The organism is Winogradskyella sp. (assembly GCF_013213835.1).
Taxonomy (GTDB): Bacteria; Bacteroidota; Bacteroidia; order Flavobacteriales; family Flavobacteriaceae; genus Winogradskyella.
This window is the reverse complement of record NZ_JABSSU010000005.1, coordinates 183,845-198,899: the sequence shown is the minus strand read 5'-3', so window position 1 is coordinate 198,899 and position 15,055 is coordinate 183,845. Positions and strand designations below refer to the sequence as shown.

12 protein-coding genes are annotated in these 15,055 nt (G+C 35.6%); 3 read left to right on the top strand and 9 right to left on the bottom strand.

Going from position 1 to position 15,055, the window contains the following annotated elements:
* Positions 1–63: 63 nt before the first annotated feature.
* From HRU50_RS09365 to HRU50_RS09355, 3 genes are read right to left on the bottom strand one after another with little or no spacing between them, the layout of a single operon-like run.
* Positions 64–828: a DUF6090 family protein gene (locus tag HRU50_RS09365; protein WP_296350535.1), complete on the bottom strand. Its 765-nt coding sequence runs from the start codon at positions 826–828 to the stop codon at positions 64–66.
* Entirely contained in the window at positions 825–1,925 is a 1,101-nt protein-coding gene (locus HRU50_RS09360; protein ID WP_296350533.1) for an acyltransferase, read from the bottom strand. The genes HRU50_RS09365 and HRU50_RS09360 overlap by 4 nt, the downstream gene beginning before the upstream one ends.
* Positions 1,926–1,951: 26 nt before the next feature.
* Positions 1,952–2,539 carry an ankyrin repeat domain-containing protein gene (locus HRU50_RS09355; protein WP_296350531.1) on the bottom strand — a complete coding sequence of 196 codons (588 nt, stop codon included), beginning with the start codon at positions 2,537–2,539 and terminating at the stop codon, positions 1,952–1,954.
* A gap of 232 nt (positions 2,540–2,771) precedes the next feature.
* Here HRU50_RS09355 and HRU50_RS09350 point away from each other — a divergent pair, with 232 nt between their 5' ends.
* The 3 genes from HRU50_RS09350 (at position 2,772) to HRU50_RS09340 (ending at position 6,814) form a co-directional block, all read left to right on the top strand.
* Positions 2,772–4,886: a helix-turn-helix domain-containing protein gene (locus HRU50_RS09350; protein ID WP_296350529.1), complete on the top strand. Its 2,115-nt coding sequence runs from the start codon at positions 2,772–2,774 to the stop codon at positions 4,884–4,886.
* 107 nt (positions 4,887–4,993) lie between these two features.
* A complete protein-coding gene (locus tag HRU50_RS09345; RefSeq protein ID WP_296350526.1) occupies positions 4,994–5,821 on the top strand; it encodes a zinc-dependent peptidase in 828 nt (275 codons plus the stop codon).
* A gap of 51 nt (positions 5,822–5,872) precedes the next feature.
* Positions 5,873–6,814 carry a UDP-glucuronic acid decarboxylase family protein gene (locus HRU50_RS09340; protein ID WP_296350525.1) on the top strand — a complete coding sequence of 314 codons (942 nt, stop codon included), beginning with the start codon at positions 5,873–5,875 and terminating at the stop codon, positions 6,812–6,814.
* Positions 6,815–6,888: 74 nt separating this feature from the next.
* On the opposite strand, the gene HRU50_RS09335 is transcribed toward HRU50_RS09340, so the two are convergent.
* From HRU50_RS09335 to HRU50_RS09310, 6 genes are all read right to left on the bottom strand, one after another.
* On the bottom strand, positions 6,889–7,461 hold the full coding sequence (locus tag HRU50_RS09335; protein ID WP_296350523.1) for an outer membrane beta-barrel protein: 573 nt from the start codon (positions 7,459–7,461) through the stop codon (positions 6,889–6,891).
* A gap of 77 nt (positions 7,462–7,538) precedes the next feature.
* Positions 7,539–8,603, bottom strand: a complete 1,065-nt coding sequence (locus HRU50_RS09330; RefSeq protein WP_296350521.1) for a nucleotidyltransferase family protein — start codon at positions 8,601–8,603, stop codon at positions 7,539–7,541.
* A 26-nt stretch (positions 8,604–8,629) separates the two neighbouring features.
* On the bottom strand, positions 8,630–9,772 hold the full coding sequence (locus HRU50_RS09325; protein WP_296350519.1) for a hypothetical protein: 1,143 nt from the start codon (positions 9,770–9,772) through the stop codon (positions 8,630–8,632).
* Positions 9,773–9,795: 23 nt separating this feature from the next.
* Positions 9,796–9,966: a hypothetical protein gene (locus HRU50_RS09320; RefSeq protein WP_296350517.1), complete on the bottom strand. Its 171-nt coding sequence runs from the start codon at positions 9,964–9,966 to the stop codon at positions 9,796–9,798.
* 150 nt (positions 9,967–10,116) lie between these two features.
* Entirely contained in the window at positions 10,117–12,357 is a 2,241-nt protein-coding gene (locus HRU50_RS09315; protein WP_296350515.1) for a T9SS type A sorting domain-containing protein, read from the bottom strand.
* 178 nt (positions 12,358–12,535) lie between these two features.
* Positions 12,536–15,022, bottom strand: a complete 2,487-nt coding sequence (locus HRU50_RS09310) for a T9SS type A sorting domain-containing protein (RefSeq protein ID WP_296350513.1) — start codon at positions 15,020–15,022, stop codon at positions 12,536–12,538.
* Positions 15,023–15,055: the final 33 nt, after the last annotated feature.

Here is a 15,055-nt window from a genome sequence, read left to right as displayed (position 1 = left end):
TGTTTGTTTTTTGATTGTTTTTGTTTGAATTGATTTGATAATTGTTCGTTTTTTGATTGATGATTATTTTTCAGTGAACCTATCTATTTCTTTGATGACAGCTTCACCTGTTTGTTTCAGTTCCTTATATTGTTTTACCATAGATTCAAATTGAAATGCCGCTAAATTGATGACATTTCTATAAGCTGGAAAAGACGTATAGGCTTTAAAGGCTTCTGAGAATTCTTCCTGCGGAATCTCTAAAGCATTCAATTCATCTTGTTGCATAAATGCTGAGGCCAAAACCAGTGTTCTGTCAAACTTTTTAGATAGATCTGCCTCTTGTGTCAAGATATACTCGTTATAACTTTTTTCATTTTCGGCGATAAGATCTATGATGATGTGATATTGAATCAATAAGGAGTCTAGTTTACTATTATTGATTTTACCAAACGAGCTTGAATTTTTTAAAGCTTCATAGCCGTCTCTTTTTGGTTTAAAATAAAAGTCTACAAAAGCCAATCCGCTCGTCATCATCACATACATGTTGTCTTCTTCGGTATGTGTAAGCATTGCTCTTCTTGCTTTTTTGCATAAGTCAGCAAACTGTTTTCTTGATGTTATCGCAAGTTCTAATTCTCTGAGGTCTTCTTGGGTATGCGATTTTATCTTAACGAGATAATCTTTAAGAATACGTTGTTCCTTTGTAGCTTCATTCCAATTGTTGATTTGCAAGGCAATCAGTATACCAATGACCACAAGTAGGATTTCTCCAATGGCGTATTTTAGGTATTGACTGGTTTTACCTTTTTCAAGAAGCTGAAATCTGATTTTTCTGAAAATTTTCATTGGTCTAAAGGTTTAGTTGTTAGAGACGTATTCTTTCGTTTTTGAAACTGTTTAAAAGTCCATCGTAAACCAAAGAACGGATGCAGTATTCTTATGCGTCTAATGATGAATTCATAGATGACATAACATCCTGTAAACGTGCCAATAATAATCAGTGGAAACGATAGATAAACTGGTAGCTGTAATGGTAAAATTAAAGCTGAAGCCGCGTAAAGCACTAGCATATGTATAATATATACAGGATATGCAGCTGTACTTAAATACGACAATAATGTACTTGGTTTGTTTAAGTATTTATGACAAAACCCAAAGACTGCAAAGATCCAACTGTTAGATTCTATCACCATTAAATAGCCTGGTGCTTCAGTAGCAAAAACTGTAAATCTTATAGTAAACAGGATGGCTGCAATACCAAGATAAAGCCATCTCCAGTTTAAAACGTTCTTCCAAAAGGATTGCCCAACATGCATAAAAAAGAACCCAAAGAAAAAACACAAAAGCCCTAAGAAGAAGCCATGCCAAGTTTCGGCATACATTGCAAATGGAGTTGGTTTTAATAGTAATGCTTCTACTATAAATGGGATATTGATAATGAATGGTGTCAATGGATAAGCCATTAGTTTTTGTGCGCCCTGTTTTAGTTTGCTATTGTCGTATTTCTGAAGTACTAGAAATACAGGTAATAACAGCACCACATATGTAAAGATATTTCCTAAAAACCAAAGGTGTCCCATATGTGGAAAATACTGCAATGTCATATTGTAATACTTTTGAAATACAAACATGTGTAAAGGTGTAATGGCCACCATTCCGAATAGAAATGGTATCAGAATGCGCTTAGTACGTTCACCGATGAGCTGCAGCCAATTTCTTTTGCGCATAGCAAAGAATAGACCCATGCCAGACACATAAAATAAGATTGGGATGCGCCATACGTTTAATAATGTCATTGGTTGCCAAAGTTCAGTAGATAGGTTTTCACTTCTAATAAAGGCCAAAAACATTGCCCAAGGCTGGAATACAATAGCAATATGATAGATTAGTAACAATCCTATCGCAATTACTCGTAGCCAGTCTATATCATATCGTCTTTCCATTGTATTCTAGTTTTAAGGGTGAATTATTATTGTAACATTAAAGCGATTACGGGTCTTGCTTTTTCAACCTCATTAAGATCTAGCTGAAATCCCATAGGCTGCAATTGTAAAATCATCATCTCATAAACAGGTTTCATTTGTGCAAAATCACCAAGTACAGATTCTCTGGCCGTAGCGCCAAAGTTGTTCTTAATAGACCTATCAGCATTGGCATCAATAAGTTGTTGTACGATTTCTGTTTTTCCAAAAAATGCAGCAGTATGTAATGCTGTAGATCCGTCATTATTCTGTATAGATAAATCTACATCGGCTTTGAGTAATGCCTTAACCATTTCTGGCTTGTCAAATGTAATTGCAGTCATCAATGGTGTTGAACCTCCCATGGCTTCCTTTTTATTAATATCTCTTCCCGCTTTTATGTGTTGATTAAAAGCATCATAATTATTGGTAAGAATAGCCTCATGAATCTCTTGTTGAGGAGCTTCTACTTTAGATGCGATGTCATCTTTAGTAGTTTTCTTTGTCTTTTCATTTGCGCAAGAACTTATAAATAATACAAATACTAAGCTTAGCAGTTTTACAGTTTTGATGGTGTTCATTTTAATTGTTTTCATTGTTTTAAATTTTTATGGTGACGTTGTGTCGTTTTGTTGATACAAATGTCTGATAAGTCTTGAAGCAAGGTGAAACACTTGTGAATCAATACATATGAAGTTTGAAGCCGCTATATAAATTATGTTGCAGGGATATAAATTATGACGCAAACCCTTGAAGCAGGTCATAAAATCAAAGCATTACACTAACATTTTCTAAAAAATATTTATCTTCATTTTTTTAACCTAATTCATGTCCGAACATTCCTTTTCTAATGACTTTTTAAGCCAAGCTAAAGCACGCGTTTTAGATGAAATCTCTAATGAACAGTTTGGGGTTTCAGAATTGGCAGAGGCCATGCGTATGAGTCGTTCGAGTTTGTTACGAAAAATTAAAAAACAAACCGGACTGTCTGCCAGCCAGTTTATTCGTAATCTGAGGTTAGATAAAGCCAAAGAACTTTTAGTGACTTCTGAACTTACAGTTTCTGAAATTTCGTATGAAGTAGGTTTTAGTAATTCATCCTATTTCATTAAGTGTTACAGAGAGTACTTTGGACATCCGCCAGGTGAAGCTAGAAAACAGATTGATGAGCGCTCAGAGGTTGATGTTATATCTAATGAATCTGATAATGAATTAGAGGACGCTCAAGCGTTACAGGAAACATCAGCCTCATTTTTAAGTACGCATAAAAACAAAATAATTGGGGTACTATCAGCATTGATTATAGCACTTATTAGTTTCTATGTTGGTAATACTACAGGTGATTCTCAGAAAGCAGCAGAATCACAAAAGTCTATAGCCGTTTTGCCCTTCAAAAATATGAGTGCTGATTCATCCAATCTCTACTTTGTAAACGGATTAATGGAATCGGCATTAGGTAAACTCCAAAAAATTGAAGACTTAAGGGTGATTAGCAGAACTTCGGTCGAAAAGTATAGAGCTTCAAGTTTATCGGTCGCTGACATTGCTAAAGACTTAAATGTCAAATATATCGTAGAAGGTAGTGGGCAAAAGCAGAATAATGAAGTGTTATTAAATATTCAGCTTATTGATGCCACAACAGATACGCAATTATGGACAGAGCAGTATAAATACAAGTTAGATAATGTGTTTGAACTTCAGAATACTGTCGCTAAAAAAATAGCTTTGGCCATTAAAGCTAATATTACGCCAAATGAATTTGCCATTTTAGACAAAACGCCTACTGAAAGCGTCGAAGCATACGATTTGTTTTTACAAGGATTAGAATTGGCGCAAAGCAGAACTACAGACCATTTAATACAAGCAGTAGAATTCTTTGATAAAGCCATTGAGTTGGATAAAGAGTTTGCGATTGCATATGCACAAAAAGCCATTTCATATTACTACTTAGATCAGTTTAAAATCCAAAAAAAGTATATAGATAAACTTAATGAAGCTGCAGATAAAGCCTTGTTATATGATTCAAAGTTAGACCTAAGCCTTATAGCAAAAGCACTATATTATATTTCCACGTTGGATTTCAATCTGGCCATTCCACACCTTGAGAAGGCGCTAGAATACAACCCCAATTCGTCATCTGTAGTTTTAATTTTATCAGACTTGTATGCGCGTGCGGTACCAAATACCGCCAAACATTTAAAGTATGCACTTAAAGCCAATCAGATTAATGTTGAGGCAAACGATTCTGTGAGTAAAAGCTACGCGTATCTCATCTTAAGTAATGCCTTAATCCAAGTTGGTTTTGTTGACGAAGCCTTAGAGCAAATCGATAAATCATTGGATTATAATCCTACTAATCCATATGCGCCTTACCTTAAAAATTATATAGAATATGCCAAATATGGCAATCTCGAAAAAACCACCGAATTAATGCTTAAGGAATGGAAAAGAGATACCACACGGATAGATGTCTTAAATGAGGTTGCAAAATTGTATTATTATCAAGAAGATTATAAAGAAGCATACCATTATTATGACATTTACAATGACATAAAGACGGCACGTGGCATTGATTTATATCCGCATGAATATTTAAAAATGGCCATAGTGTATAAAAAAATGGGTGAGGTTGAAACCGCTAACGTATTTTATCAGGAGTATGCTACCTATTGTGAAACGGATACATCCATATATCAATCTGCCAGTTTAGCTGTAAAGCACATTTATGATGGCGATTATGATCAAGCAATTGCGCAGTACAAGATATTCTCAAATCAAAGTAACTTTCAGTATTGGATGATTGTGTTCTTAGAAAAAGATCCATTAATCAAAGCATTACAATCACATCCAGAGTACAATAAAACCATTAAAAGTATTAATGAAAAGTTTTGGGAAGATCATGAAGATGTTAAGCGCATGCTCATTGAGAATAACCTGTTATAATTGGACTTAATTAGGGCTAAATAGTTGCGCCAAACTGAGTGGTGTTTCTTCTTTTTCTGACTATATTTACCCATATAACTGACTAGATATTTGCCCTATAACAACCTATGGACCCGACATCTCGAATCGTTTTATTGACCATCTTTTTTGTGAGTATGGCTTTGGTTGTTTTGAGTCGTTTTTATGTGTTTTTTGAGCAGCTCTATGCTTTAAAATATCGTAAACCGTTCTTCTTAAATGCTATTCCTTTTAAAAAGAAATTAAGCCCATTTCAATTGCGATTGCTTAATGAAGAGTTTGCGTTTTATCGAAACCTAGATAAAAGAGATCAAGATATATTTCAGCACCGATTGGCACACTTTATCGCAGAAAAGCAGTTTATTGGTAGACAAGGTCTTCAGCCTAATGAACGCATGAAAACACTAATTGGTGCTACGGCTGTAATGCTCACTTTTGGTTTCAGAAAGTATAGTATTGGGTTGATTGAGACCATAATTATTTATCCCAGGCAATACCATTCAAAAGTGAATGAGACCTATCATAAGGGAGAAGTTAACCCAAATCTAAAAGTGATTGTCTTTTCCTGGGAAGACTTTGAGCATGGTTATCATGTAGGAGATGATAATTTAAATGTGGGTATTCATGAGTTTGGTCATGCCATTCATCTCAATGCCTTTGGTAATAAGGATACAAGTAGTGTCATTTTTAAGCAAGGGTTTCAAGATTTGATAACCTATTTGAAGTTGAATGCGTCTATTCGGCAATCATTAATTCAATCTAAATACTTTAGGGCTTATGCCTATACCAATCATTATGAGTTCTTTGCAGTGCTCTTAGAGAGTTTAATAGAAACACCAAGGGCATTTAAGAAGCAGTTTCCAGAACTGTACCGTTTAATGCAAAAAACAATGAATTTTTATTTTGCTGGATACTAGAGACTTGTAAATAATATCTTATTTTTAAGAAACAATAAAACAACAGACTTAATGAAAAAAATACTAGTTACAGGAGGTGCCGGTTTCGTAGGCTCTCATTTATGTGAACGCCTGCTAAACGAAGGTAATGAAGTGATATGTTTAGACAATTACTTCACAGGTTCTAAACAGAACGTAGAACATTTAATGGATCATCATTATTTTGAATTAATCCGTCATGATATTATTAATCCGTTTATGATAGAGGTTGATGAGATTTATAATTTGGCCTGTCCTGCGTCACCTGTACACTATCAGTATAATCCGATAAAAACTATAAAGACCTCAGTAATGGGAGCTATAAATATGTTAGGGTTGGCTAAACGCGTAAAGGCGAAGGTATTGCAAGCCTCCACCAGTGAGGTTTATGGTGATCCTAATGTGCATCCACAAACAGAATCCTATTGGGGAAATGTCAATCCTATAGGTTTACGTTCTTGCTATGATGAAGGGAAACGTTGTGCTGAGACTTTATTTATGGATTACCACAAAGAAAATAATGTAGATATAAAGATTATTAGAATTTTTAATACCTATGGTCCAAGAATGCATCCTCAAGATGGCCGTGTTGTCTCTAACTTTATCATGCAAGCTTTACGTGGTGATGATATTACCGTATTTGGTGATGGGACACAGACCAGAAGTTTTCAGTATGTTGATGATTTGGTGGAAGGAACGATAAGAATGATGAATTCTAGAAATGGTTTTGTAGGGCCTGTAAATATTGGGAATCCGGTAGAGTTTACCATGCTAGAATTGGCGAAAGAAGTGATTGATTTGACAGGTTCTAAGTCTAAAATTATTCATATGCCATTACCACAAGATGATCCAATGCAGCGACAGCCGGACATCAGTTTAGCAAAAAAAGAATTAAATGGCTGGGAGCCGAAAATACATTTGCGAGAAGGCTTAGGCTATACGATAGACTATTTTGATAAGTTCATTTCAAAATAGGGATAGAAGAAACTACCAATAAAAAAAGGTCTCATGATAATGAGACCTTTTTTATTAATTAATATATATTTTTACTACAAGGCAAACACCATTTGTATATGGGTTTGGTAATGATTGTTATCTATACCACTTTCAGCGTGATTCATCGCAAATTTTGCAATGGTTTGTAATCTTACACCAATTGTTTCGCGTCGGTTTAACCAAACTTGAACACCACCACCTACATTTAGTGAGATATTTGTTTCGTCAATTGAAAAGATACCAATGCCGGCATTACCATAGAAATCAATCCAAGATGTTCTTGGTAAAATATGTTTTCCAAAATAATACTTTACATGGGTATCAAATGAGGAATACGTATAATCTTCGGGTAAAACAACACCGTCTATTTCATCGCCTTCGGCAAATTTGTTTAAGGTAAAACTTTGTTCTATCGCCAAGCCTGAAGTCCATGCCAGTTCAATTCCTGCTGAAATCGGTAAACCATTCGCCCAATCAAATGGACTTTCAACAGGTGATTTCGATCCGAGACTATTAATGCCATTTAAACCAACACTGGCAAACCATTCTTTGTCATTTCTTGAGGACTGTGCATTGATTGAGAAACCAAAGCAGATAAGTAGTAAGAGTAAAGAAATTTTTTTCATGCTAAATTCAATTTAAGTCAAAGGTAAAATTTATGTGTTATAAAACAAATAAAGGGATGAACTTATTGAGAATATTCCTAAGAATTTTTGATAAATGATAGTAAATGCGCTGATATACGCCTTCTGTCCTTCAAAATAGCCTTACGATATGAGCTATTTTTAACGAAAAGTATTGATCTATTGATGATTATGTGGATAAAACGCCACCATTTTAAGATTTTAAAATAAAGGTGGTTTAACGTTGGGTATTTTAATCGTTGCAGAGCAAATGTGATTCTTAAATTTTTTGTAGCGTATAAATGAAGGACTTCATCTTTAAAAAATATACCAATTAGATTAAAATAGGATTGTATAAAGGTGTCATTGTACTGTTCATGCTTAATTGGTTCAATTTGTAACAGCCTGATTGATTCATGGCTAGATCTAAAGTTTACGGTACTGAAATAATAGCCATCATCGTTTAGTTGATGATTTAGAACATTATGCATTATAAGATGCTGATGATTAGGGACAAAGATGTCATTAACCTTCTCTTTATTATTTATAAGGTTTGTATTTGTCAGTGTGACATTTTCATTAGAAACGAAAAGTTTACGATGAATTTCAACTGCACAAATAAAGTCTTTGGTTTTAAGACGAGGTAAGTGTTTGTGCTCAAAAAAGTCGTGACCTAAAGTCTGAGGAATTGGTGTATAGTTGTTTTTAATTAATAATTCATAAGCTGTGTCTAGTTGTTCCAAATCGACCAACACATCGATGTCGCCAATCATACGCTCGGCCATATCGTCATAGAGGTCCATCGCTAAAACGGCAGCACCTTTTAAAAAGACATGGTTGATATGATGTGTGTTAAATACCGTAGACAACCAATGGACTTGTTCTAAAATGACTTTATTTCTATTGCGATTAATGTTTGTAATTTCTTCAAGATAGGTGCTCAATTCTTCGGGAAGCACAGTCAACAAGCCTTTAGACTTCAACCGACAATATAGTGCTGGTAAGACCAGGTGCTTGCTGCCTTCCATAACAATAGCGTCCCAGTCGAAGTCGGGTGCGGTTAATGCTGCCTCTAATGCCTCGGTAGAACTCTCAAAGCTCAAAATATCGGCAATATGTTGATAGGTTGCTATACGTTTGGCCATAAATGGACTTCTATTGCGTTGACCTTTTACTCATTGGTATCACCAAAACTAGTAAAAAGAGATGATATCCGATCAACAACACTTTCGGTATTGCTATAAGTCAGTTCGTAAAGTTGTACTTGTTCCAACCAAACCATAAATTGTTTGGCATGCTTGGCATTATGTGATAACCAAGATTCTGGGATTAAGGTTTCTAAGACGGGTGCTATAGTAGTGCGTTTTAAAGCCGTCTCAGCCCCAGCCTTGTAATTCACCATGACGATAGCCTTACAAGAATAGCCTTTCAGTTCAAATGTGTTTTGAGGCACATAGGCAGTTTGACCTTTATTTTGATAGAACGACGTTTTTGGTAATGCATCAAAATCTTTAAGATAAGGCTTCAGCACTTCAAAAGCTCCATGTTTAATGGAAATGGCATTAGGATTACTATAGATTTTCCTGTCCTCAGACAACATCGGTGAAACATCGTCGGCCAAAAGTTGAAAGCCATGTTGTGCCAGTAATGCACATAAGGTACTTTTGCCTTTGCCTGAGTTGCCTATAAACAACACCGCATTGTTACCATCTGTTATTGTAGAACCATGAAAAGTACCTAACCATTCAGATTCTAGACGTTTATGGATGGCACATATGACATGCATAATGAACTTCCCTTGAATCTTATGATAGTCCCCTTGGCGTGCACTTATCACATGTTGTTCATTGATATATAGTGAAATATTACCGTTTTCAAGATGAATATCAAAAATAAGTTTTTGGCTGGCAGATCTATTTTTAGCGAGATACTGTTCTAAAGCTGTATGAAATAATGGTTTTAGTAACGCGTTACTATAATGCATTTCTATAAATGTATCACCAATTTGGTATAACTCTGAGCTATCGCGATTTTCGTGATTAAAAGGCAACACCACGGTTGAACCCTCACTTAAAATTGTATTACAGTCTTTAAGAAATGTCTCAAGATGTTGCGAAACCAATGTTGCGTCTGAAGCTTCATCTAAATCATTTAATACACAATTAAAATCGGCTAATGATGTCGCATTTATATAATGATTGAGAATATTATTAAAATCTCGGTCAACCAAAGCATACTTATTTGATTTTAAAAACCAAAGTAAGACTGTGTCATCAAAAGATGTTTGATATGTGGGTGCTAAAGTTTGAAGCACAGTGACGATTGGTTAATAGTATATTAACCTCCTGCAAAAGGATCGCCATCAGCTCCCGGAGGCGAACCTGCCTGAGCATTTAACGGATTCAAAATTAAAAAAGTACCAGCGGCAGTTAAGGCTGCATACTTCCCCATTTTTTTTATGGCCTCTTTTCTTGTAATAGAGTTTTTGTTATTGTCTTTGTTGTTCATGATTACTCTTGCGGTTATGTGTCAAAAATAGTAATTTATTTTTATTCACTAATGTTATGAAATAGTTAGATGATGCCAAGGTTCTGATTAAGTTAAGATGAAGCATAAGATAATTACTAGGTCAGCCATATGCTTCATCTTAATAAATTTCTATTTCAATATTATTTTTTTGTTTTTATTGGTGACGTCATTGGAGAGTTGTACAATGTAAATGCCATTGCTTAAGTGGTTTACGTCAATACTGTTTGATGTCTTAGAATTATCAAGAACTTGAGTCATAACAACTCTACCTTGTAAATCAATAATATTTGCAATGGAATTATGTTGTATCTGCCCATTAATAATAACTGTTTTATTAGTATAATCAGCAATGATGTTAACATCTTTTAGAGACGATTGAGTAGTTGATAATGTCGTATTTGTATACGTAATATAAAAACGCCCAGTACCTGATATGTTAGATGATGGCGTTAAGATGTAATCGGAAGTATTTAACTGGGTGATTGAATTCTCTACAGTATCTTCTAAATAAACATTAATAGACTCTGGTAGTTGCATTTCTTCAATTGTAAAGATCAATTGCTCACCAGCATTAGCATTTACACCAAGCGGTATGGTCACGTTTGAAATATCCGAATTGCCTAGAGATTGTAAACCAAATGGCAGACCCGTATTGTCTTGTACTAAATGCGAATACAAAGCAAAACTGGTTGGTGCATTACCTCCAAATACAACAGCATCATAGCCAGGGTCAAAACCTAAAGACGCATTTTGATTGAAATAAAATTCAGTAGAATAGGTGTTGTTTGAGGTAAAGGCACGCAATTTCAAGAAGGAAATCGGATCAGTGTTGTTTGGTACAAAGTCATCATCAGATCTTACAACTCTTAAGCTTGCTGCAAACTTAATGTCATAACCAGCCACATCACTTGGGTCAGCTCCTACAAAGAATCCTTGACCAGGTGCAATGTATTTTGTGCTGCCTGAAGACAAGTTATAAATATCATAACTTGAACCATTCCATGCATAAATTGCTTGAGCATTGTCGTCCAATAAATCAATATTATCAAGTGTTGGGTTTCCTCCAATTTCAGCTTCTTGATTTAAAAAATCGGCTACATTAATATAGGCCGTAAATGGATTCCCAATTAAATTCCATATTGTGAATTGAGCCCCAGAAGACACAATATCAACATCAACATCACCAGTTTCTACGGTGCCTGTAAACGCCAATGTGCTGCCAGCATCTGTAGCTGCGCGATAACCTGTACCAGCACTTAAAGTTGCAGATGTACTTGTGTCGTAAGTGGTAAATGCCCCCGATGTTTTATCAAACGGACCGAATAAAAATGTCGTGTTACCAGCATCAGCGTGAAGTGCAGTCTGATTGGCATTGGAATCTGCTGTTCTAAAATCTGTAAAAGTTTGTCCTGATACCGGTGCAGAAATTAAATCATTGTTAGGCGTGGTATTTACAAAGCGGTTGTAAGTGACAGTTCCTGTACCAGATACATTGTCCACAATTAAACTTGAAAAATTATCACTTACTGAATTTAAAATAAGTTCGCCACTGGCGCCTAATTCTAAATCGGTAGCTTCTAAGTTTTCATCTTCAGCAACAGTCACTTCATGATTTATAATAACACGACCTGTGCCATCTGGAATATCACCATTAGCCCATGTAGAACCACTATTAACATTGCCATTAGCTATAGTCGTAAAGGTAGGTCGCTGAATTAATAAATTGTTTATACCGAAGTTTTGACTGGCACCTTGATCTATGTTGAAAAAACGTATCCCATCAATATTTGATACGGTACCATTCGAGAATGTAAAGTTATTACCTGAAGAAGAGCCGAATGTATATGAATACTGATTATTACCTTCATAAGTAAAAGTAAAAGATAGACTAGTATTAGCACTGTAACCTTGACTGGTGTTAAAATCTGATCCACCGTCATTGATTACCCAAAATGAAGCGAACTGTACGTATTTTATTGTGAACACAGGTGTTGAACCATCTAATAAAACAATGCCCAATTCTCCGTTTATGGTTGTTGTATGTCCAATATTTAAAGAAATGACATCCCCAGGTTTAAGATTTTCACTGAACCCTCGTTCAGCAATTGACTCAGCTGAACCATTATCCCCTGAAAATAAACCAAATGCTGGATCTCCTATAGCTGTGCCACCAATATAACTACCAGCAAAACCGCCATTTGGATTGGCTGTCAGAGTCCATTGCTCAAATCCGGTTCCATTGTTATCACCGTTATTCCATGATCCACCGTAATTACTGGCATTATCTTCTGCAATTGTGGTGAAAGTTTGACCTAGGCAAGCAAAAGGAAATGCTGTTAACAGGGCAAAAAATAAGTAAAACTGTTTCATATATGAAGTTATTTAATTCATTTAGTCACACGAAAATACATTTTTATTTAAAAATTTCTCAACGATAAATTTACGAAAACGTTTTCGTGTTAAAAACTCAATTTATAAAATTCTTAGAATAAAAAAAAAGCAGCTTCTGTTGAACTGCTTTTTTTTATAGAGGCTTAAGGGCTTGTAATTAATTAATAATGACCTTTTGGGTTTTGTTTTGGTTACTATGGTTTAGTTGTACGACATATACTCCAGGGTTAATCGTGTCTACTGCAATAGATTGTTTTAATGTGCGACTATTGAGTACTGTAGATAGTACGATACGCCCTTGTATATCAAATAATGTGGCAGTAATTTCTGGTTGTAGATTACCAATAATATCTATGGTTTTTTCACGGTGGTTAGAGACAATTTGCAGATGCTCTAAACTGTCTTCGGTTAAGGATAAGGTGGTGTTTGTAAACCTTAAATAAAAACGTCCTGTACCAGCGAGGTTGCTTGATGGTGTGAAGACATAATGGCCATCATTTAATAAGGTACTAGTGCCTGAAACGGTATCATCTAAATATATTTCTACTGTACTTGGTATATTATTCATCTCATCAATACTAAAGGTTAATTGGGTGCCAGCACTTGCATTGACACCTACCGGTATGATAACATCATTGATGTCATTACTTCCTACGGCTTGCAATGCAATGTCTACACCTGTATTATCTTCAACCAAATGCGTATATATCGAAAAATTACTTGGCGCTGTGCCACCCCAAATCATGGCATCGTAGCCTGGGTCTAATCCTAATGAGCAATTATTATCAAAATAAATATCAGTTATAAAGTTAGCACTGGTATTGTTGATTTTCAACTTAACAAAGGTTAACGTGCTGCCATTTGTTGTGTTTTCTCCATGACGTCCAGCGATAAAATCGTCAGCAGCACTTGCCAGTCGCATTGCTGGAGTAAACTCAATATCATGCGCAACAACATCATCGCCGTCTGCAGCTACAAAAAAGCCTTGTCCAGGTGCAATATGTTTACCACCAGCATTGGCTAAGGTAATGACTTCCCAACCATCAGAAGTATTCCCGTCATATCCGTAAATACCGATGGCGTTGTTATCTAATAAACTTGCGTTGGTTACCCCTAGTGAAACTTCATGATTTAAAAATAGATTGGCATCGATAAAGGAAGGATAAGGATTACCTATTAAATTCCATTCTTCATATCCATTACCTGAATCCGTGATATTATAACTTACTGCACTTGTTACTGGTGTACCTTCAAAGGTAATAGTACCACCGTCTGTAGTTGCCGCTCGGTAGCCTCTACCTAAGATGATATTATCAGCGTTGTTAACGTCAAAATTCACATAAGCAGCAGGGTTGGCTGTTTTGTCAAATGGGGCAAAGGCTCTGAGTGATCCTGACGCTAATAGATTGGTATTATCTAAATGATTGGCTAAATCTGAAAAAGCTATTGTACCAACTGGGGAAGACACCAAATCATTATCATTAAGAACTGCATCATTCGTGTAGGCATTTATAGCGCGTTGATACGCAATTTCTCCGACAACAGTTGTAGCAATTAAGCTAGAATATTCATCGGAATCTGAGTCTAAAATAACACTATTGTTGGTCGTTAAGGTGCCGTTAATGGTTAAACTGGCTTGTTTTTCGATGGTTAATGAGCCACTTGATATTGTGATATTATCATTATGAACAACACCAGAACTCATGGTGACGTTATGATTAATTTGTACACCTTCTGTCGAAGTTGGAATGCTACCACCAGTCCAAGTTAGACTCGAGTTCCAGTCGCCAGATCCTGCTGTTCTAAAAGGAATATTAGTGTCAAACCTAAATATTTTACCATCCCAATAATCTGAAAAATACATCTCATCACCGTCTAAAGCAAAACCTGTTGGGTCTGTAAGGTTTGAGTATATCACAGTTACGGTAGGTGAAATATCATTAGTATTGAACTTTGAAATCTTATTTGTGCCAGAGTTCACATTAGCACCACCTTCACTAAAGTATAAATAATCTCCATTAAGATATGAGGCAAAAGGACCATTGAGACCAGTTACAACGTCTGATACTGTCGTTGGTAAATTAGCCTTTAGATCTGCAGTAGAAATCTTGTTTGAACCTTGTTGGGTAATGTAAAGGATGTCATTTTTAATGGCCAAACTTGTAGGTCCATCCAATCCTGTTTCAACTACGGTTACAGCACTTGGTTCTGGATCGGTTACATCTATTTTAAAGATGGTATTACAATCTATTTCGGCCACATAGAGGTCGTCACCCTTAACTTCAAGACCATAAGGGCATGAAGTATCAGAAAAAATGACGGTTGGGGTTATCGGAATGGGTAAGGTAAGATCTAGTTTATAAATATTCGTGTCATTATAGCCTGATACAAATAATTCATCACCTCTTATAGCTAAACCAGCGGCACCTCCAATATTAGTAGCAACATCTATCAGTGTAGGTGAAGGTGACGTCATGTCTATTTTTTGAACTTTGTTGTCGTAGGTATTGGCGATGTATAAATCATTACCATAGACAACTAATTCAATAGGTCCAAGATTAACATTTTCGATGACTTCAGTTTGAGAATACAAACAATTAAGCGACAGCGCAATTGCACAAAGAGAGAGGTAGAGATTTTTCATTATTAAGGGGCTATTTGAGAGTGTTAAACTTTA